The sequence below is a fragment of the Streptomyces sp. HUAS MG56 genome, from assembly GCF_058673395.1.
On record NZ_CM178722.1, the window covers coordinates 5,013,959 to 5,032,887 of the forward strand.

General features: G+C 73.1%; 16 protein-coding genes. 3 read left to right on the forward strand and 13 right to left on the reverse strand.

Translation table 11 applies throughout. From position 1 onward, the window contains the following. Positions 1–41 precede the first annotated feature (41 nt). Both AC4OXY_RS23685 and AC4OXY_RS23690 read right to left on the reverse strand, forming a co-directional pair. On the reverse strand, positions 42–1,625 hold the full coding sequence (locus AC4OXY_RS23685; RefSeq protein WP_491994592.1) for a hypothetical protein: 1,584 nt from the start codon (positions 1,623–1,625) through the stop codon (positions 42–44). A gap of 202 nt (positions 1,626–1,827) precedes the next feature. Further along, positions 1,828–3,213, reverse strand: a complete 1,386-nt coding sequence (locus AC4OXY_RS23690; protein WP_356020123.1) for an NsdA family TPR-like regulatory protein — start codon at positions 3,211–3,213, stop codon at positions 1,828–1,830. A gap of 284 nt (positions 3,214–3,497) precedes the next feature. Here AC4OXY_RS23690 and AC4OXY_RS23695 point away from each other — a divergent pair, with 284 nt between their 5' ends. Further along, positions 3,498–4,163 carry a bifunctional DNA primase/polymerase gene (locus AC4OXY_RS23695; protein WP_356020125.1) on the forward strand — a complete coding sequence of 222 codons (666 nt, stop codon included), beginning with the start codon at positions 3,498–3,500 and terminating at the stop codon, positions 4,161–4,163. A gap of 192 nt (positions 4,164–4,355) precedes the next feature. Here the strand turns inward: AC4OXY_RS23695 and AC4OXY_RS23700 are convergent, their stop codons facing one another. Both AC4OXY_RS23700 and AC4OXY_RS23705 read right to left on the reverse strand, forming a co-directional pair. Continuing rightward, a complete protein-coding gene (locus AC4OXY_RS23700; RefSeq protein ID WP_362816739.1) occupies positions 4,356–5,240 on the reverse strand; it encodes an alpha/beta fold hydrolase in 885 nt (294 codons plus the stop codon). Positions 5,241–5,571: 331 nt separating this feature from the next. Further along, on the reverse strand, positions 5,572–6,264 hold the full coding sequence (locus tag AC4OXY_RS23705; RefSeq protein ID WP_055710351.1) for an iron-dependent transcriptional repressor DtxR: 693 nt from the start codon (positions 6,262–6,264) through the stop codon (positions 5,572–5,574). A gap of 217 nt (positions 6,265–6,481) precedes the next feature. Between AC4OXY_RS23705 and AC4OXY_RS23710 the strand changes: the two genes are divergently transcribed. Then, positions 6,482–7,237, forward strand: coding sequence for an SIS domain-containing protein (locus AC4OXY_RS23710; protein WP_491994593.1), 756 nt, complete (start codon positions 6,482–6,484; stop codon positions 7,235–7,237). Between the two features lie 27 nt (positions 7,238–7,264). Here AC4OXY_RS23710 and AC4OXY_RS23715 read toward each other — a convergent pair whose 3' ends face one another. The 3 genes from AC4OXY_RS23715 to pdxH all read right to left on the reverse strand — a co-directional run bounded on the left by AC4OXY_RS23715 (position 7,265) and on the right by pdxH (position 10,242). Continuing rightward, positions 7,265–8,716 (reverse strand): PAS domain-containing protein, encoded by a 1,452-nt coding sequence (locus AC4OXY_RS23715; protein WP_491994594.1) that lies wholly within the window; start codon positions 8,714–8,716, stop codon positions 7,265–7,267. Positions 8,717–8,831: 115 nt separating this feature from the next. Further along, a complete protein-coding gene (locus tag AC4OXY_RS23720; protein WP_356020133.1) occupies positions 8,832–9,290 on the reverse strand; it encodes a GNAT family N-acetyltransferase in 459 nt (152 codons plus the stop codon). 313 nt (positions 9,291–9,603) lie between these two features. Further along, positions 9,604–10,242 (reverse strand): pyridoxamine 5'-phosphate oxidase, encoded by a 639-nt coding sequence (pdxH, locus tag AC4OXY_RS23725; protein WP_491994635.1) that lies wholly within the window; start codon positions 10,240–10,242, stop codon positions 9,604–9,606. Between the two features lie 262 nt (positions 10,243–10,504). Between pdxH and AC4OXY_RS23730 the strand changes: the two genes are divergently transcribed. Then, positions 10,505–11,605, forward strand: a complete 1,101-nt coding sequence (locus tag AC4OXY_RS23730) for a citrate synthase 2 (protein WP_356020138.1) — start codon at positions 10,505–10,507, stop codon at positions 11,603–11,605. A gap of 49 nt (positions 11,606–11,654) precedes the next feature. On the opposite strand, the gene AC4OXY_RS23735 is transcribed toward AC4OXY_RS23730, so the two are convergent. The 6 genes from AC4OXY_RS23735 to AC4OXY_RS23760 form a co-directional block, all read right to left on the reverse strand. Continuing rightward, positions 11,655–12,689 carry an isopenicillin N synthase family dioxygenase gene (locus AC4OXY_RS23735; RefSeq protein ID WP_356020140.1) on the reverse strand — a complete coding sequence of 345 codons (1,035 nt, stop codon included), beginning with the start codon at positions 12,687–12,689 and terminating at the stop codon, positions 11,655–11,657. A 233-nt stretch (positions 12,690–12,922) separates the two neighbouring features. Then, positions 12,923–13,525, reverse strand: a complete 603-nt coding sequence (locus tag AC4OXY_RS23740; RefSeq protein ID WP_356020142.1) for a TetR/AcrR family transcriptional regulator — start codon at positions 13,523–13,525, stop codon at positions 12,923–12,925. A 4-nt stretch (positions 13,526–13,529) separates the two neighbouring features. Then, entirely contained in the window at positions 13,530–14,267 is a 738-nt protein-coding gene (locus AC4OXY_RS23745) for an enoyl-CoA hydratase family protein (protein ID WP_356020144.1), read from the reverse strand. 9 nt (positions 14,268–14,276) lie between these two features. Beyond that, positions 14,277–15,845 carry a 4-coumarate--CoA ligase family protein gene (locus AC4OXY_RS23750; RefSeq protein WP_491991042.1) on the reverse strand — a complete coding sequence of 523 codons (1,569 nt, stop codon included), beginning with the start codon at positions 15,843–15,845 and terminating at the stop codon, positions 14,277–14,279. A 39-nt stretch (positions 15,846–15,884) separates the two neighbouring features. Next, complete coding sequence (locus AC4OXY_RS23755; protein ID WP_356020149.1) at positions 15,885–17,045, reverse strand: acyl-CoA dehydrogenase family protein; 1,161 nt, start codon at positions 17,043–17,045, stop codon at positions 15,885–15,887. A gap of 7 nt (positions 17,046–17,052) precedes the next feature. Then, positions 17,053–18,927 carry an acetyl/propionyl/methylcrotonyl-CoA carboxylase subunit alpha gene (locus tag AC4OXY_RS23760; protein ID WP_491991043.1) on the reverse strand — a complete coding sequence of 625 codons (1,875 nt, stop codon included), beginning with the start codon at positions 18,925–18,927 and terminating at the stop codon, positions 17,053–17,055. Positions 18,928–18,929: the final 2 nt, after the last annotated feature.

Genomic DNA, 18,929 nt, shown 5'->3' on the forward strand with positions numbered 1-18,929 from the left:
ACGGCGGCACGGGTCACCGGCAGCGGCTCAGCGGCCGCGGCTCACAGCTGGGTGGGCTGGCGCTGGGTCAGGCCGTACTTCTGCGCGATCGCGTTCCACAGCCCGGCCGCCTTCGCCTTCTGCTCGCTGGCGGTACCGCTGGCCCGGTTGCCCGCCTGGGCCTCCCCGGTGACCTTGGCATGGCCCTTGCGGCAGCCCTTGTGCTGGCCCTTGACCTGGTCGGCCCAGGCCGCGTAGTGGTTGTCGGCCGAGGCGGAGGCCTGCCAGGCCTGGGTCAGCGCGCCGGTCAGGGCGGCGTTGTCCGGCAGCTTGTCGACGGACAGCTTGCCCAGCCGGGTGACCAGCTCGGTGCGCTGCTTAGCCGCGTCGCGCAGGTCGGTGGCGGAGCCGTCGAGGTTGTCGCACCCCTTGACGGCGGCCACCGCGTTGATCACCGAGGCGCGGCTGCTGCCGCTGTCGGCGAGCAGCTTGTCCAGCTCGACCGCCTGCTGCCGGGCCGGGTCGGTGCCGGGCGCGGCGGAGCCCTGGCCGGTGGCCGGGGACGTGGCGGCGACCGTCTTGCTGTCGGCGCCCTTGCTGCCGCCGTCGCTGAGGAGCGCGCCGGCGCCCACTCCGATGACGACGATGCCGACGCCGATGCCCGCGATCAGCGGCACCCGCGACCTCCGCCGGGGCCGGTCGTCGTCGTGCGCCGGGTCGTACGCCGGCTGCTGCGCTCCGTACGGCGCCTGCGACTGGCCGTACGCCGGGGCGTGCGCCTGCGCGGGGCCCGGGTAGGCGCCCGGCGGTTGGACGCGCGGCAGCTGCTGGGTGGACCCGGCCACGCCGTCGGCACCCGCCGGGCCGCTGCGGAAGAGGTTGTCGAACTCGGCCGGCGGCTGCCGGTCCCCGCCCTGGGCCTGGGCCGCGTACGGCGGGATGTACTGGGTGGCCTCGGCGTCGGACGACGCGGGCGCCGGCTGCTGCGGCGTGATGCCGAGGTAACGGGTCTGCTCACCGTTCGCCTCGGGCGGCAGTGCGCCGGGGGCCACCGGCGGGATGTACTGCGTCGCGCCGTCGGCCGGGGCGGCCTGCACGGGCGGGATGTACTGCGTGGCGCCCTCGTCGGCGGGGCCGGGCACGGCCGGGACCGGCGGTATGTACTGGGTGGCGCCGTCGGCCGCCGGGGGCAGCGCGCCGGGCACGGCGGCCGGCAGCGGCGCGGCGCCGGCCGGGGCGGCGTGCGCGCCGGACGCGGCGGTCTGCGGGTACTCCGGCTGGTGCTGTTGCGGCTGCTGGTACCCCGGCTGGTGCTCCGGCTGGTGCGGGTACGGCGCGGGCGTGCCGTACCCGCCGCCCTGGCCGTCGTACGAGGGGGCCGGGGCGCCCTCGGGTGGCAGGGCGCCGGGGCTCGCCCGGGGCGCGTCCCACTGCTGGGCGGCCGCCGGGGGCCAGCCCTGGCCGGGCTGGGACGGCTGCTGTCCGGGCCCCCAGGATCCGCTCCAGGCCTGCCCGCCGGAGGGGGCGGCAGGAGCGGGCGCGCCGGTCATGCCGGGCAGCACGGGCTCGCCTCCGTCGGAGGGCAGCACGATGCCTTCGCGCGCGTTCTGCGCCGAGGGCTCCTCGCGTTGTCCACTCTGCGTCACCGGGACTCCTACTAATGGGGGACCTTGTGAATCGTCGGGTCACGCTACCGGGTCCCCCGAGCCGGGTGCCACGCAGCTCAGGGCACGACCTCGATCCCTGTGAGAGTGGTAACAAAACCGCCCCGCAATGCGCAGTACAAGGGCACATGTCACACCCGGGCGTTCCGTTTCCCGTGTGTTCACCGCATCGCGGGGCCGGTGTTCAGGCGGCCTGCTGGAGATCGAGACGCGCCCCGAACTCCCTTACCACCGCCTCCTCCCCGAACGGCTCCAGCCGCTGCTGGAGATCCTCCAGGTACTCGGCGCCCCGGTTGGAGCGCAGCGACTGGAGCAGCTCGACCGCCTTCAGTCCGGTGGTGCAGGCCTGTTCGATCTCGCGCTGCTGCACCTGGGCCGTGGCGAGCAGCACATAGCCGATGGCGCGCCGGCGTGCCCGGTGCTCGGGATGCCCGGCCAGCGACTGCTCGGCGTACCGGGCCGCCTGCTCGGCCTGGCCGAGGTCGCGGTGGCAGTGCGCCAACTCGTCGGCCAGATAGGCCTCGTCGAAGTGCCGGATCCAGGCCGGGTCGTCCCCGGATGAGTCGTCGGCCTGTTCCATCGCCGTGACCGCGCGCCCGGTGGCCGTCTGCGCCGCGCGCGCGTCGCCGAGCAGGGCGTGCCCGCGCGCCTCGGCCGCGTGGAACATCGCCTCCACCCGCGGCGTCACCTGCCCGCGCGCGCCCTCCTGCGCCGCCCGCGCCAACTGGGAGATCTCGCGCGGGTTTCCGAGCTGCGCGGCGAGGTGGCTCATGGACGCGGCGAGCACGTAGCCGCCGTAGCCGCGGTCCCCGGCGGCCTGGGCGAGCCGCAGCGACTGGATGTAGTACCGCTGGGCCAGCCCGGGTTGGCCGGTGTCCACCGCCATGTAGCCGGCCAGCTCGGTCAACCGGGCGACGGCGGCGAAGAGTTCACGTCCGACCGCCTCCCGGTAGGAGCCCGCGAGCAGCCCGGAGACGACGCTGTTGAGGTAGTGCACGACGACCGGCCGGACGTGCCCGCTGCCGAACTGGTGGTCCAGGTCGGTCAGCGCCTGCGTCATGGACCGTACGGCGGCGACGTCGGCCTGGCCGACTCTCGGGCCCGCCTGCCGGGCCACCTGGGAGTCCGGCGCCGAGATCAGCCAGTCACGGCTGGGCTCGACCAGCGCGGAGGCGGCGACGGAGGAGCCGGACAGGAAGTCCCGGCGCCCCACGTCGCTGCGCCACAGCTCGCAGACCTGCTCGATGGCCCCCAGTACCGTCGGCGAGAACTGGAGACCGACTCCCGAGGCGAGGTTCTTGCCGTTGGCCATGCCGATCTCGTCGATCGTGACCGTACGGCCGAGCTTGCGCCCGAGCGCCTCCGCGATGATGGCCGGGGCCCGGCCCCGCGGCTGCTGACCGCGCAGCCAGCGGGCCACGGACGTCTTGTCGTAGCGCAGGTCGAGTCCGTGCTCCGCCCCGCACATGTTGACCCGCCGGGCCAGCCCGGCGTTCGAGCACCCCGCTTCCTGGATGAGTGCCTGCAGCCGTTCGTTCGGCTGCCTCGCCACGAGAGGCCTTGCGGCCATGTACAACCCCCTGTGATGCGTTGCGATCCCCTGGAGCAAAGATCCGGCCGAGTCGATCCGTTCGGAAAGATCACTGCCCAGCTGACATACCGTCAATGCGCGACATGTGCGGTTTGCCGGGGTAAAGACGGTTGCCAACCCCCTCCCTGGCTACCCACCCCACGCCCCGCTTCCCCCCACGCGCCCCCGGACGTGCACCCATGCGCCCCGGCTGCGGAATCGATGCTCCTCCCCCGCGCGCGGTACGGCCGTAACTCCAGGTGGGCGCGGGAGTTGAGAGGAGCGTGGAAGAGACGATCGCGGGCGCCCAGCACAGTCAGATGACCGGTCAGATTCCGCAGCAGCGCGGGGAAACGCTGCTGGAGACCGCCGTACGGTACGCCGAGGAGCGGCACTGGGACGTGTTCCCCGGCACCTGGCTGGAAGCCGCCGACGGGCGGCAGCACTGCTCGTGCGGCGACGTCTCCTGCTCTGCGCCGGGTGCGCACCCCGCGCGCCCCGACTGGGCGACCCAGGCGACCGGCAGTGCGACCGTCGCGCGCCGGATGTGGCAGAAGCAGCCGACCGCGTCGATCCTGCTGCCGACGGGACGGACCTTCGACGCGCTGTCCGTCCCGGAGAGCGCGGGGTTCCTGGCGCTGGCCCGGATGGAGCGGATGCAACTGACGCTGGGTCCTGTGGCGTTGGCGCCGGACCGGCGGATGCAGTTCTTCGTGCTGCCGGGCGGCTGCGCGAAGGTGCCGGAGCTGGTGCGCAAGCTGGGCTGGTCGCTGTCGTCCCTCGACCTCGTGACCCTGGGCGAGGGCTCCTACGTCGCCGCCCCGCCGACCCGCTTCGGCTCCCGCGGCGCCGTCCAGTGGGCCTGCCGCCCGACCCCGGCGAACCGATGGCTCCCGGACGCGGAGGAACTGATCTCCCCGCTGGCGTACGCGTGCGGCAGGGACCGGTAGCCGTTCGCCCACGCGTCTGCCGGGTTTCCGTTTCGTCGGCGGGTGCGGGTAGTCCGTGGCTTGTCGCGCAGTTCCCCGCGCCCCTTGGGCACGTTGATGCTCGCCGGCCCAAGGGGCGCGGGGAACTGCGCGAGAACCCACCACCCACGCGCACGTGCCGGCGAAGCACCAGCCCGGCAGACGCGTAGCAACTCAATCTCCCAGCAAGCCGTCGAGAAACGGCAGCACAGCCGCCCGCCAAGCCGCCGGCCGGTCGTAGTGGGCCAGGTGCCCCGCGTCCGTCACCTCCGCGTACTTCCCCCGGGGCAGCACCCGCACCATCTCCTGCGCCTCCGCCCGGCCCAGCTCACCGTCCAGGCCGCGGACGACCAGCGCGGGGCACCGGACCTGGGCCAGCTCCTCCCAGTGGGCGTCGTACACCCACGTCTCGCGGGAGTCGAGCATCTGCTCCGGCTCGAAGACGGGGCGCCAGCCGTCGGCCGACTCGTGCATGACCTCGGCGTAGAACGCGCCGCGCGCGGGGTTCGGGCGCTCCACCCAGGGGTCGTCCTCGCCGAACCACTTGCGGACGTCGGCGAGCGTGGCGAAGGGGACGGGCCAGGAGCGGAACCACTCGGCCCACTCGCGCTGCGAGGCCGCGCCGAGCGCGGAGGCCCGCATGTCGCAGATGATCAGGCCGCGCACGAGGTCGGGGCGTTTCGCGGCGAGCTGCCAGGCGGTCAGCGCGCCCATGGCGTGGCCGACGAGGACGGCGGGGGCGAGGCCGAGCTGTTCGAGGGCGGCCTCGGCGTCCTCGACGTAGGCCTCGCGGGTGTACGCGGCCTGCGCGGGCTTGTCGCTCTGGCCGTGGCCGCGCTGGTCGAGGGCGACCGCGTGGTGCCGGGCGGCGAGCCAGCGGGCGGTCGAGGCCCAGTGCGAGGCGCGGCCCATCAGCCCGTGGAGTAGGAGCACGCCCGGAGCGCCGGGATCCGCGGCCGGGCGGTCACCGGCGGCCGCGTCCCTCTTGGGAGGGTCGGCGAACTCCCAGGCGGCCAGGTGCACCCCGCCCGCTCCCGTCACGTCGATACGTCGCGCCATGGGCTTGGCACCCCCCAGCTCCGCCTGCCTCGTACCGGTGTACTGCCGTACTCGCTCGTACTCGCCGCTGTCGCTGTCGTGCTCGTCGTCGCGTCGTGCCGCCCCAGATTATCGAATGCCTATTCGAAAAATCTGTTTCCGCGGACAACACCCCTCATTCGAGTGACACCCCTCCAGGAATGATCGCCGCCGCCCAGGGGATCTTTCTGGCGGGAGGCGGACCGCTCGGGGAAAAACGGTCCGAGGGGGATGACCCTGAGAGCTCGGGGCTCCGGGTCAGCACAGGGGAGGACAGGCCCCGGCGCCGCAAGGCGCCGGGGCCCTTCGCTTGTCAGCGCTTGGCGACGAACACATGGGAGGCGACGTCCGCCTCCAGTTCGGCCGCCTCACCGCCGCTGCCCACCAGCACACCGCCGGCCGACTCGGTCACGCTCACCACGGAGCCGGGCTGCACGCCCGCGCGCCGCAGCGTGTACATCAGCTGGGCGTCCGTCTGGATCGGCTCGCCGATCCGGCGGACGACGACCGTCTTGCCGTCCGCGCCCGCGTCGAGGTCGGCCAGCGAGACCATGCTCTCGTCCAGGAACGGGTCGGCGCCGTCCTTCTCGCCCAGCTCCTCCAGGCCCGGGATCGGGTTGCCGTACGGCGACTCGGTCGGGTGCCGCAGCAGCTCCAGGACGCGGCGCTCCACGGCCTCGCTCATCACGTGCTCCCAGCGGCACGCCTCGGCGTGGACCTGCTCCCACTCCAGGCCGATCACGTCGACGAGGAGGCACTCGGCCAGCCGGTGCTTGCGCATCACGCGCGTGGCGAGCCGTCTGCCCTCGTCCGTGAGCTCCAGGTGGCGGTCGCTGGCGACGGACACCAGGCCGTCGCGCTCCATGCGTGCCACCGTCTGGCTCACCGTCGGCCCGCTCTGGTCGAGCCGCTCCGCGATGCGGGCTCGCATGGGCACGACGCCTTCCTCTTCGAGTTCGAGGATGGTGCGGAGATACATCTCCGTGGTGTCGATCAGTCCGGACATACGTGCCCCTCGATTACCTCTGCCGGAAACCTCTGCCCGAAGCCCGGCGCGTGCGCTGGCCCTGGCACCAATTCTGCCGGATCCCACTGACAAGCGGGGAGCACCGGGAAAACGAGGGGCCGAACCCCTTCGGGGCGCTCGCTCTCGGCCGTATTGACACCGCACTGGTCCAGACCGCACGGTGATCCGCGACACAGACGCTGCGAAGGGGCACCGCATGAGCGAAGGCACGCCTGCCGACCTGTTCTTCGACGCCGCCATCAACCTGCTGCAACGGGTCCGCGAGGAGGAGGCCGAGCCGATCAGGGCGGCCGGCACCCTGCTCGCCGACACCGTCGAGGCCGGCGGCCGCCTGTTCGCCTTCGGCGCCGGGCACTCCTCACTGGCCGCCCAGGACGTCGTCTACCGCGCCGGCGGTCTCGCCCTGATGAACCTGCTGGCCGTGCCCGGTGTCGTGGGCGTCGACGTCACCCCGGCCACCCTCGGCTCCGCCCTCGAACGCGTCGACGGCCTCGCGAGCGCCGTGCTCGACACCTCGCCGGTCCGGGCCGGCGACGCCCTGGTGATCATCTCCCTGTCCGGCCGCAACGCCCTGCCCGTCGAGATGGCGCTGAACGCCCGCGCGCTCGGCGTGAAGGTCATCGGCGTGACGTCGGTCGCGTACGCCGCCCAGACGACGTCCCGGCACGTCTCGGGCACCTTCCTGAAGGACCACTGCGACCTCGTCCTCGACTCGAAGATCGCCGTCGGCGACGCCGAACTCACCCTCGACACCATCCCGGCGCCCTTCGCGCCCGCCTCCACGGTGGTCACCACCGCGCTGATGCAGGCCGTCATGGCGACCGCCGCCGCCGCCCTCGCCGAGCGCGGCATCGAGCCGCCGCTGCTGCGCTCGGGCAACGTCGACGGCGGACACGAGTGGAACGGCCGGGTGATGCGGGAGTACGGCGACCGGATCTTCTACCGGCACTGAGCCGGGGGACCGAACGGAAGTGATCGCCTACGCGCCGTGTGCCGCGTCCGCCAGGTCCAGCGCGGCCGCCATGCGTACGGCCACGTCCTCGGCGTAGGCCGTGTCGGACCGCTCGAAGGGGGCGCGGCCGCAGCCGCGCAGGAAGGTCACGACGCCGAGGGTGCGGCCCCGGCTGCGCAGCACCGCGCACAGGGCGTGCACCGCGTCGTCGGGCCACTGCCGGGCCAGCGCCCACTGCCGCGCCAGCTCCGCCGGGACCGACCCGGCGTCCGCGCGCACGGAGCCGGCCCGCTCCACGCACTGCACGGCCGGATGCCCGGCGGCGTAGCGCACGGGCAGCCCTGCCGCGCCGGTGAGCATGCTCGGCCCCGGCGCCCCGGCGGGCGTCGCGGCCAGCCGCACCAGCCGCACGGCGCCCTCCTGCCCGCCTTCGCCGGCGGCGCGCGAGGGGTGGGCCACGCGGTCGATCAGGGCGTGGTCGGCGAAGCCGGCGAGCGCGAAGTCCAGGTGGACGGTGACCGCCTCGGCCGGGTCCTCGCACTCGGCGGCGGCGTGGCCCGCGCGGTGCAGCTGGTTGGCGCGGAACCGCAGCAGGGACGCCTCCTGCTCGCCCTGCTTGGCCTCGGTGACGTCCTGGAACAGCCAGCCCACGCCGAGCGGCACCGGTTCCTCCGCGAGCGGCGAGGCCAGCCGTACGAAGCCGCTGCGCCAGCACCGCCGCCGCTCGCCCTCCGCGGTGCGCAGGGCCAACCACATGTCGGCGGGCGCGGGCGGCGCGCCCTCGGACAGGACGTGGGTGAGCGCGGCCTCCAGCTCCTCGACGCCCTGGGCGAGCAGTTCGCCGAGGGGCCTGCCGAGCACGGACGTGCGGCCGACGCCGAGCGCGCGGGCCGCGTGCGCGTTGACGACGGCGGGCCGCAGATCGGCGTCGATGAGGACGACGCCCCATGCCGCGTTCTCGAACAGGGCCTCGCTGAGCGCGATCGACCGCTCCAGATCGATCTGCGCGTGCACCTCGCTGAACGCGCAGTACAGACCGGCGGGCTTGCCGTCGGGGCCGCGTACGGCGGCGGACTGCGTGCGCACCAGCACCCGCCCGCCGTCCTTGGTCACCAGGGCGAACTCGTGCACCTGCCGGCCCGCCGCGTGCATGGCCGACATCAGCCGGGACTGGACCTCCTCGGCGTCGGCGCTGCGCACCGCCCAGCCCGCGAAGCCGTGCCGCCCGACCGCCTCGGCGGCCGTCCAGCCGAGGATCCGCTCGGCCTCCCGGTTCCAGTGCGTGACGACCCCGTCGGCGTCGAAGGCGCACAGCGCCGCGTCCATGCCGTCGAGCAGCGCGGCGAGCAGATCGGAACCCCCGAACTCACCGGGCTCTCCTGACTCACCGGGCTCACCGGAGGGGCCCGGCCCGCCCGGTTCATCCGGCTCGTCCGGTCCCAGCTCGTCGGTGGTCCCACTCCGCCGGGAAGCACTCACCTGGACCCCCTGGAGGCTTGCGTCGGCGCCCGTACGGCGCGCGGTTCGCTCACTGGCCCTCATTCAACTGGAACGTGACACAGCCCACATCCTGTTCCCGCAAACTCCCCGAGTTTCAACCCACGCTCCACCGCAGGTCCACCCACTCGTCGCGCTGCCCGTCGAGCACGTAGCGCTCGGTCTCCACGAACCCCCGCCGCGCGGCGAAGCGCAGTCCGTCCTCGTTCACCGCCAGCACGCACGTCTCGATCACGCTCGCGCCGAGCACGCGCGCGTGGGCGAGCCCGTCCTCGTACAGGGCCGTCCCGAACCCCCGCCGCCGGAAACCGGGCAGCACGCGCGCGATGACGGTCGCCGCCCCCTCCTCCGCGCCCGGCGGGCGCACGGTGGAGCAGCCGACGAGCACGTCTCCCAGGTAGGCGTTCCGCAGCCGGTACCGCTCCTGCCGGTCCCGCGCGTCCGCCGGGGACATCGCGGCGGGCGGGACGATCACGTTGTGGACGTGCCGCCACTGTTCGAGCATGGCGTCGCCGGTGACGGGGACGATGCTCAGGCCGATGCCGAGTGTTGTCATGTGCCGGACGGTAACGAAAAAAAGGGGTTGAACGGCTCCCGAGGGCTTCTTATGGTGTGGAGCACACGAGAAGGGAGGTGGTTCGGCAGATGTATGAATACCGGACGCGTGAGGTGGCTGCGGGCTAGCGGCCCGTCACCACGCTCTGTGCGGTGCCGGACCGGCGTGCGATACGAGCACGCAGCCGGCCTATCCCAAGCAGTCACCCGACCCGCGGGCTGCCGGTACGTCCGGCCGGCTCCTCCTCGGAGGAACCCAGCCCGCGGGTCGTCTGCGTTCGCGGGGCGTCCGCGTGCGCGGGACGTCCCGTTCCTCAGGGGCTGAGGCGTTCCACCGCCCACGTGCCGTCCGGCCGGGAGACGTAGCGCAGGCGGTCGTGGAGTCGGTTCTCGCGGCCCTGCCAGAACTCGACCGTCTCGGGGACGACGCGGAATCCGCCCCAGTGCGGGGGGACCGGGACCTGTTCGCCCTCGGGGTAGCGGGCCTGGAGGTCGGCGTAGGCCGTGACCAGTTCGGCGCGGGAGGCGATCACCGCGGACTGGGTGCTGGCCCAGGCGCCCAGCTGGGAGCCGTGCGGGCGGGTGCGGAAGTAGGCGGCGGTCTCGTCGCGGCCGGTGCGGCGGGCGGTGCCCGTGACGATGACCTGGCGGGCGATCGGATGCCAGGGGAAGAGCAGCGAGACGTGTGGGTTCTCCGCGAGGTCACGGCTCTTGCGGGAGTCGTAGTTGGTGTAGAAGACGAAGCCGTCGCTGTCGTACTGCTTCATCAGGACCGTGCGTGAGCTGGGGCGGCCCGTCGCGTCCGCCGTGGAGACGACCATGGCGTTGGGTTCGTAGAGCGTGCCGTGCAGGGCCGTGCGCGCGGCGTCCTCGAACCAGCGCGTGAACTGGTCCATGGGATGCGAGGCGAGGTCCTGTTCGGCGAGGCCGTCGACCCGGTACTGCTTGCGCATGGCGGCGGGATCGAGGGCGGGGTCGAGGGGCTCCAGGCGGAATTCGCGGTCGGTCACGCGGTCATCTTGCCGCACCCGCCACCGAAGACGTCTCGAACAGTCGTGGCACTCAGTGTCGTTCGGTCTCCCGATATCTGGCACTGAGGGATATCGTGCTGGTTCCCCGCCGGTGGGCCCTGCGTACGGGTGACCACCGGGTGACCACCGGCCGATCGGGGCATCACCGGGGTGACCACCCCGACACATCACGAGGAGCCGCCTGATGTCCGATTTCGTACCCGGACTCGAGGGAGTCGTCGCGTTCGAGACGGAGATCGCCGAGCCGGACAAGGAGGGCGGCGCCCTGCGCTACCGGGGCGTCGACATCGAGGACCTGGTCGGGCACGTCTCGTTCGGGAACGTGTGGGGGCTGCTGGTCGACGGCGCCTTCACCCCCGGCCTGCCGCCCGCCGAGCCGTTCCCGGTCCCGGTGCACTCCGGTGACATCCGGGTGGACGTGCAGGCGGCGCTCGCCATGCTCGCCCCGGTGTGGGGGCTGAGGCCGCTGCTCGACATCGACGAGCGCCAGGCCCGCGACGACCTCGCGCGGGCCGCCGTGATGGCGCTGTCGTACGTCGCCCAGTCCGCGCGCGGGCAGGGGCTGCCGATGGTGCCGCAGCGGGAGATCGACAAGGCGCAGTCGGTGGTCGAGCGGTTCATGATCCGCTGGCGGGGCGAGCCCGACCCGAAGCACGTCGCGGCCGTGGACGCGTACTGGACCTCCGCCGCCGAGCACGGCATGAACGCGTCGACCTTCACGGCGCGGGTGATCGCGTCGACCGGCGCGGACGTGGCCGCCGCGCTGTCGGGGGCGGTCGGCGCGATGTCCGGTCCGCTGCACGGGGGCGCGCCGTCCCGGGTGCTCGGCATGATCGAGGAGATCGAGCGCACCGGGGACGCGGAGGGGTACGTGAAGCGGGCCCTGGACCGGGGTGAGCGGCTGATGGGCTTCGGGCACCGGGTGTACCGGGCCGAGGACCCACGCGCGCGCGTACTGCGGCGTACGGCACGGGAGTTGGGGGCACCGCGGTTCGAGGTCGCGGAGGCCCTGGAGAAGGCCGCGCTGGACGAGCTGCACAGCCGGCGCCCGGATCGTGTGCTGGCGACCAACGTGGAGTTCTGGGCGGCGATCATGCTGGACTTCGCCGAGGTGCCGGCCCACATGTTCACGTCGATGTTCACGTGTGCCCGCACCGCCGGCTGGTCGGCGCACATCCTGGAGCAGAAGCGCACGGGTCGCCTGGTGCGGCCTTCCGCGCGGTACGTGGGGCCGGGGGTGCGCAGTCCGCAGGACGTCGAGGGGTACGCGGACATCGCCCACTGAGGGGCGTACCTCATACCTGAGGGGTACGCCCCCGTGCCCCTGAGGGGGTTCACGCCGCCGGTGTCAGCAGCTTCCCGTGATGCCGCTCCGCCACCAGCGGGTGTGCCCTCAGCTTGCCCTTGAGCTCGTTGTAGCCGTACTCGGCGTACAGCGGGTTCGAGGGGTCGGTCGTGATGCCGGGAGCCGTTGCCGCGTGCGGGAAGGGCAGCGGCTGGATCCTCGCGTCCAGGCGGGGGTTGTAGAAGAACGGCACCGAGAAGCGTTCCGTCGCTCCGGGCGGGCTGACCACGCGGTGGTTGGTGGCCACCAGGTAGCCGTTGGTGGCCACTTCCAGCAGTTCGCCGAGGTTGACCACGAAGGCGCCCTCGACGGGCGGGACATCGTGGAAGAGGCCGTCCTCGCGCTGGACCTGGAGGCCGCCGACCGTGTCCTGGAGGAGCAGGGTCAGGAAGCCGTAGTCCTTGTGGGCGCCGACGCCCTGGTCGGTGCCGTCGCCCGCGCTGCCGGGGTAGCGGACGAGCTTGAGGTGCGGATGGGCGTGCTCGCCGAAGGCCGGGGCGTAGAAGTCGGCCGGGGCGCCGATCGCCGTCAGCAGTTCACGCAGGAGGCGCTCCGCGACCGCACTCAGCCTGTCGATCCAGGTCAGGGCGGCGCTGCGCAGCTCGGGCAGGGCGGCGGGCCACTGGTTGGGGCCCTGGAGCCACCAGTACGGCGGCTCGCCCGCGCCCGGGACGCGGGCGGGGCGTTCGGCGCCGATGTCGAGCTGGTCGCGCCAGTCGCGGGCGCCTGCGGTGCGCTCGTCGCCGGTGCGGGTGTAGCCGCGGAAATGCGGGGAGTTGACGTTGTCGAGGGCGAGCCGGTCGGCCTCGGGGAGGGCGAAGAAGGCGCGCATGGCGGTGAGCAGCGCGTCGGTCTCGGCCCGGGTCACGCCGTGTCCGACGAGCTGGAAGAAGCCGACGTCGTGCGCGGCGCTGTGCAGTTGGGCGTGGAGCAGGGCCCGGGCCTGGGAGCCGCGGTCGGCGGCCGACAGGTCGATGATCGGGAGCTGGTCGTACGACGGTTTCGTCGCGGTGTGCGAAGTCATGGGTGCGTCCACAGGGGTGTGTGGGCCACGGGCAGGCCGCCGAGGGTAGGGCGGCGCCCAGGATGCCGTAAGAAGAGGGAGAAGAAAGGGGCTGAATCAGGCCGAAAGGCGACAGCCCATGCTCGTGACGCGCACGAAGTCCACGTGGCGACGGCGAACGAGCATCGGAAGCATGCGGCAAGAGTACTGCGCCGCACGGGATACGGATGTGGCCCGCTTCACGCTTCACCGGCTCAGGCGAGCGCGCCTTCCAGCAGGTCGGCCCACTGGGCGACGACGCGGTCGCGGCGGGCGGTGTCGTCGGTCAGGAGGTTGGCGAGGCCGAGGCCGCGGGCCATGTCCAGGAAGCCCTGGACGGTCTCCCGGACGCCGGGGCGCCTCTCGTCGGCGCCGAGCAGTTCGACGGCGATGCGGTGGGTCTCGCGGCCGACGCGGGCCTCCAGCTCGGTCACGCGCGCGCGGAGCTGGTCCTCGTTGGAGGCGGCGACCCACAGGTGCAGGGCGGCGCAGAAGAGGGGGCCGGTGTAGAGGCCGACGAGGGCCGCGACGACGGCCCGGCGGTCGTCGGCGGCGCCGCCCGGGAAGAGTTCCCGCAGCGCGGTGGAGCGCTCCTCGGCGACGTACTCGACGGCCGCCGTGAACAGGTCCTCCCGGGTCGGGAAGTGGTGCTGGGCGGCGCCCCGGGAGACACCCGCGCGTTCGGCGACGACGGAGACGGTGGAGCCCGCCCAGCCGTGCTCGGCCAGGCAGGCCACGGCGGCCTCCAGCAGCCGCTGCCGGGTGGCCCGGCTGCGGTCCTGTTTGGGCGCGCGGTCGCGTTCCGCCGTCATGCTCATCCGGTCACACCACCCATGCCGCGTCCCGCTTCTGAAGGAAGGCCGTCATCCCCTCCCGGGCCGGGCCGGAGGCGAACAGCCGGGCCGAGAGCGCGGTCAGCTCCGCCGCGTCCCGGTCGAACGTCTCCAGCACCCTAGCCGTGAGCAGCCGTTTCGTCTCGGCCAGGGCCTGGGGGGAGGAGCGGCGCAGGCCGTCGAGGATCGGGGCCAGGGCCTCGTCCACGTCCTCGTCCGCCGTGGTGAGCAGGCCCAGGCGGACGGCCTCGGCCGGGTCGAAACGCTCGCCGGTGAGGTAGTAGCGGGCCAGGGCGCGGGGGTCGGTGCGCGGGATCACCGGCAGGGAGATCACCGCGGGGGCGACCCCGATGCGGACCTCGGTGAAGGCGAAGGTGGCCGTGGCGGACGCGGCGGCCAGGTCGCAGGCGGCGAGCAGGCCGAGGCCGCCCGCGCGGACATGCCCGGTGACCCGGGCGACGACCGGTTTGGGCAGCTCCACGATCTGCCGGAGCAGGCCGACGAGGGCGTCCGGGTCGGGAGGGTCGCGCAGGTCGGCGCCCGCGCTGAAGGTGTTGCCGCTGTGGGTGAGGACGACGGCGCGTACGTCCTCGTCCGCGGCACAGTCGGCCAGCGCGCCCGCCAGGCCGGAGACGAGGGCCGCGGAGAGCGCGTTGCGGGTGCCGTTGGCGTCGAGGCTGAGGGTCTCGACGCCACGCGTGCGCGTGCGGCCGATCGGTGTGCTCACGGGTGCTCCCTAAAGGGCCCGCAGTTCGCGGCGCAGGATCTTGCCGGAGGCCGCGCGCGGGACGGTGTCGAGGAAGGTGATCCGGCGGACGCGTTTGTAGGGCGCGACCCGTTCGGCGACGTACAGCATGATCTCGTTCTCGGTGAGGTCTTCGGCGGCGTCGGCCCGGCGGACGACGAAGGCGTGCGGGACCTCGTTGCCGTCCTCGTTGCAGGAGCCGACGACGGCGGCGTCGGCGATGCCGGGGTGGGTGAGGAGCAGCGCCTCCAGCTCGGCGGGAGCCACCTGGAAGCCCTTGTACTTGATGAGCTCCTTGACCCGGTCCACGACGTACAGCCAGCCGTCCGCATCGACGTGCCCGACGTCTCCGGTGTGCAGCCAGCCGTCGGCGTCGATCATGGCGGTGGTGGCGTCGGGGCGGCCGAGGTAGCCCTTCATCACCTGCGGGCCGCGGATCAGGATCTCGCCCGGCTCGCCGGCGGCGAGGTCCTTGCCGGGGTCGTCCAGGGAGACGATCCGCATCTCGGTGCCGGCGACGAGGCGGCCGACGGTGCCGGCGGGGGCGTCGTGCAGGCGGGCGAGGGGTACGACGTACGTGCCCGGGGACAGTTCCGTCATGCCGTAGGCCTGGCCGATCGGGGGCAGGCCGAGCCGCTCGGCGCACGCGCGCGCGAGGTGCGCGTCCAGCGGGGCGGCGGCGCTGATGACGTACTTCAGCGAGGACAGGTCGTAGTCGGCGACCGCCGGGTGCTTGGCGAGGGCGAGGACGATCGGCGGGGCGACGTACAGGCCGGTGATGCGGTGGTTCTGGATGGCCGCGAGGAAGGTCTCCAGCTCGAAGCGGGGCAGTACGACGACCGTGGCGCCCTTGCGCAGCGGCGCGTTCATCAGGGCGGTGAGGCCGTAGATGTGGAAGAACGGCAGGACGGCGAGGATGCGGTCGCCGGGGGCGGCCGGGACGGCGGGCTCCAGCTGGGCGAGGTTGGTGGCGATCTGCCGGTGGGTGAGCATGACGCCCTTGGGGACGCCGGTGGTGCCGGAGGAGTACGGCAGGGCCGCGATGTCCTCGGCCGGGTCCAGGACGGGCTGCGGCTCGGGGGCGGTGGTCGCGAGCATGTCGGCCAGGGAGCGGTGCCCGCTCGCGCGGTCGCAGACGAATATCTCCCGTACGCCGCCCGCGAGTTCGGCGGCCCGGCGGGCGGTGCCGAGCAGCGGCGAGACGGTGACGATCCAGCGGGCGGCGCTGTCGCGGAGCTGTTTGGCGAACTCCTCGGGCGTGGCGAGCGGGTGCACCGTGGTGACGGAGGCACCCGCGCGCGTGGCCGCGTAGAAGGCGGTCGGGAAGGCGATCGTGTTGGGGCTGTGCAGGGCGAGGACGTCGCCCTTGCGCACGCCGGCGTCGGCGAGCCCGGCGGCGACGCGCCGGTGGAACCGGTCCACCTGCTCGTACGTGAGCGTGGTGCCGTCCGTGCCGTCGATCAGCGCGGGCAGGTCGCCGAACTCGGCCGCCCGGCCCAGGACGGCCTCGTGGATGGGGAGTTCTACGGGCGGAACGTCTGCGTACTCGCTGCGGAACACGGTTCCTCCAGGCGGAAGCGGCGGCTCGGTCGGCCCGGCTCAGTACGACTTGGGCAGGCCGAGCGTCTGGTGGGAGACGTAGTTGAGAATCATCTCCCGGCTCACCGGCGCGATACGAGCCACGCGCGCGGCCGTTATCAGCGAGGCGAGGCCGAACTCGCGCGTGAGGCCGTTGCCGCCGAGGGTGTGCACGGCCTGGTCGACGGCCTTCACACAGGCCTCACCGGCCGCGTACTTCGCCATGTTGGCGGCCTCGCCCGCGCCCATGTCGTCGCCGGCGTCGTAGAGGTGGGCCGCCTTCTGCATCATCAGCCGGGCCAGCTCCAGGTCGATGTGCGCCTGGGCCAGGGGGTGCGCGACGGCCTGGTGGGCGCCGATGGGGGCCTTCCAGACGGTGCGGTCGCGGGCGTACTCGATCGCCTTGGCGAGCGCGTACCGGCCCATCCCGATGGCGAACGCGGCGGTCATGATCCGCTCGGGGTTGAGTCCGGCGAACAGTTGCAGCAGACCGGCGTCCTCGTCGCCGACGAGCGCGTCGGCGGGCAGCCGTACGTCGTCCAGGACCAGCTCGAACTGCTTCTCGGCCGCGCTCAGTTCCATGTCGATGGGGCGCCTGTCGAAGCCCTCGGCGTCCGTCGGGACGATGAACAGGCAGGGCTTGAGGCGTCCGGTGCGGGCGTCCTCGGTGCGGCCGACGACGAGGACGGCGTCGGCGATGTCGACACCGGAGATGAAGACCTTGCGGCCGGTGAGCAGCCAGTCGGTGCCGTCCTTGCGCGCGGTCGTGGTGATGCGGTGGGAGTTGGAGCCGGCGTCGGGTTCGGTGATGCCGAAGGCCATGAGCCGGGTGCCGTCGGCGATTCCGGGGAGCCAGGCCTGTTTCTGGGCCTCGGTGCCGAAGCGGGAGATGACCGTTCCGCAGATGGCCGGGGACACGACGAGCATGAGCAGGGGCGAGCCTGCGGCACCCAGCTCTTCGAGGACTATGGAGAGTTCGGTGATGCCACCGCCTCCGCCGCCGTACGCCTCGGGCAGGTTGACGCCGAGGTAGCCGAGTTTTCCTGCCTCGGACCAGAGTTCGGTGGGGGGCTTTCCGGCGGCGACCGCCTGGACGAGGTAGTCGCGTCCGTAGCGCTTGCCGAGGGCGGCTACCGCTGAGCGGAGGGCTTTGTGCTCTTCGGTTTCGATGACGGGAGACATGAGGCTCCTAAGAAGAGGTTTCCTGCACTACGGCGAGCAACATTCCGGGTTCCACCTGCTGGCCGGTCCTGGTGTGCAGCGCGGTCAGGGTTCCGGTGACCGGCGCCGAGATCTGGTGCTGCATCTTCATCGCCTCCAGCCAGATGAGGCCTTGGCCGGCCCGAACCGCCGCCCCCTCCGCCAGGCCCTCTGCGACGCGGACGACCGTGCCCGGCATCGGCGCGAGCAGGGAACCGGGGGCGAGCTGGGCGGTGGGGTCGGGGAAGCGGGGCAGGGCGGTGAGGCGGGTGGTGCCCACGTACACCTCGTCGCCGTAGCGAGCGATCACGAACTTCCGTTCCACACCGTCCACTTCGAGTACAACCGCGCGCTCGTCGGCATGCACGACGCGTACCCCGTCCGCCGCCAGGCCTTCCCTCGTGTGCCAGTAGCGGACCTCCTGCTCCTCCCCCGCCACCGCGTACCGCTTCACCTGCGGCTGTGAGGGCAGGTTGCGCCAGCCGCCGAAGCGGGAGCGGCCGTGGGCGGCGGCGAGGGCGGCGGCGAGGGGGGCGGCGAGGGGGGCGTACGGGTCGGGGGCGGGCTCGGTCAGTGCGGTGAGGTGGCGGTCGTAGAAGCCGGTGTCCATGCGGCCGCCGGTGAACTCCTCGTGGCGCAGGGAGCGGACCAGCAGGGCGCGGTTGGTGGCCGGCCCGTGGATCTCCGCGCGCTCCAGTGCTCCGGCGAGCGTGCGGATCGCCTCCGCGCGGGTGGCTGCGTGGGCGACGACCTTCGCGAGCATCGGGTCGTAGTGGACGCCGACGGTGTCGCCGTCGGTGTAGCCGGTGTCCAGGCGGACGCCGGCCGGTACGGCGAGGTGGTGCAGGGTGCCGGTCTGCGGGGCCCAGTCGTGGGCGGGGTCCTCGGCGTACAGGCGGGCCTCGATCGCGTGGCCACGCGCGCGTGGCGGGTCCTTTTCGAGGGCCCCGCCCTCCGCGATCCGGATCTGTTCGGCGACCAGGTCGATGCCGAACACCTCCTCGGTCACGGGGTGTTCGACCTGGAGGCGGGTGTTCATCTCCAGGAAGTGCGCGCGGCCGTCGGCGACGAGGAACTCGACGGTGCCCGCGCCCCCGTAGGCGACGGCGCGCGCGGCCTGCACGGCCAGCGCGTACAGGTCCTGCGTGAGCCCCTCGGACAGGCCGGGCGCCGGGGCCTCCTCGACGACCTTCTGGTGGCGGCGCTGGAGGGAGCAGTCGCGGGTGCCGAGGGGCCAGATCGTGCCGTGGGTGTCGGCGAGGATCTGCACCTCGACGTGGCGGCCGTGCTCCAGGTAGGGCTCGATGAAGACCTCGCCATCGCCGAAGGCGCTCGCGGCCTCGGCGCGTGCGGCCTCCAGTGCGGCGCTCAGCTCCTCCAGACGGCGTACGATCCGCATCCCGCGCCCCCCGCCCCCGGCGGCCGCCTTCACCAGTACCGGCAGCTCGGCCTCCGTGACCTGCGCCGCGTCGAGGGGCGCGAGACCCATCAGCTCCTTCGCGCGGGTCTTGGAGGCCATCGCCTCGATGGCCTCCGGGGGCGGGCCGATCCAGGTCAGGCCGGCGTCGAGCACGGCGCGGGCGAAGTCGGGGTTCTCGGAGAGGAAGCCGTAGCCGGGGTGCACGGCGTCCGCGCCGGCGTCGAGGGCCGCCTTCACGATCAGGTCGCCGCGCAGATACGTCTCGGCGGGCGCCGCGCCCGGCAGCCGTACCGCCGTGTCGGCCACGCGCGCGTGGAGCGCGTTCTCGTCCGCGTCCGAGTGCACGGCGACCGTCCGGATTCCCAACTCACGGCAGGTGCGGAAGATCCGGCAGGCGATCTCGCCCCGGTTGGCGACGAGCAGTGTCGAAATCGCAGAGATCACGG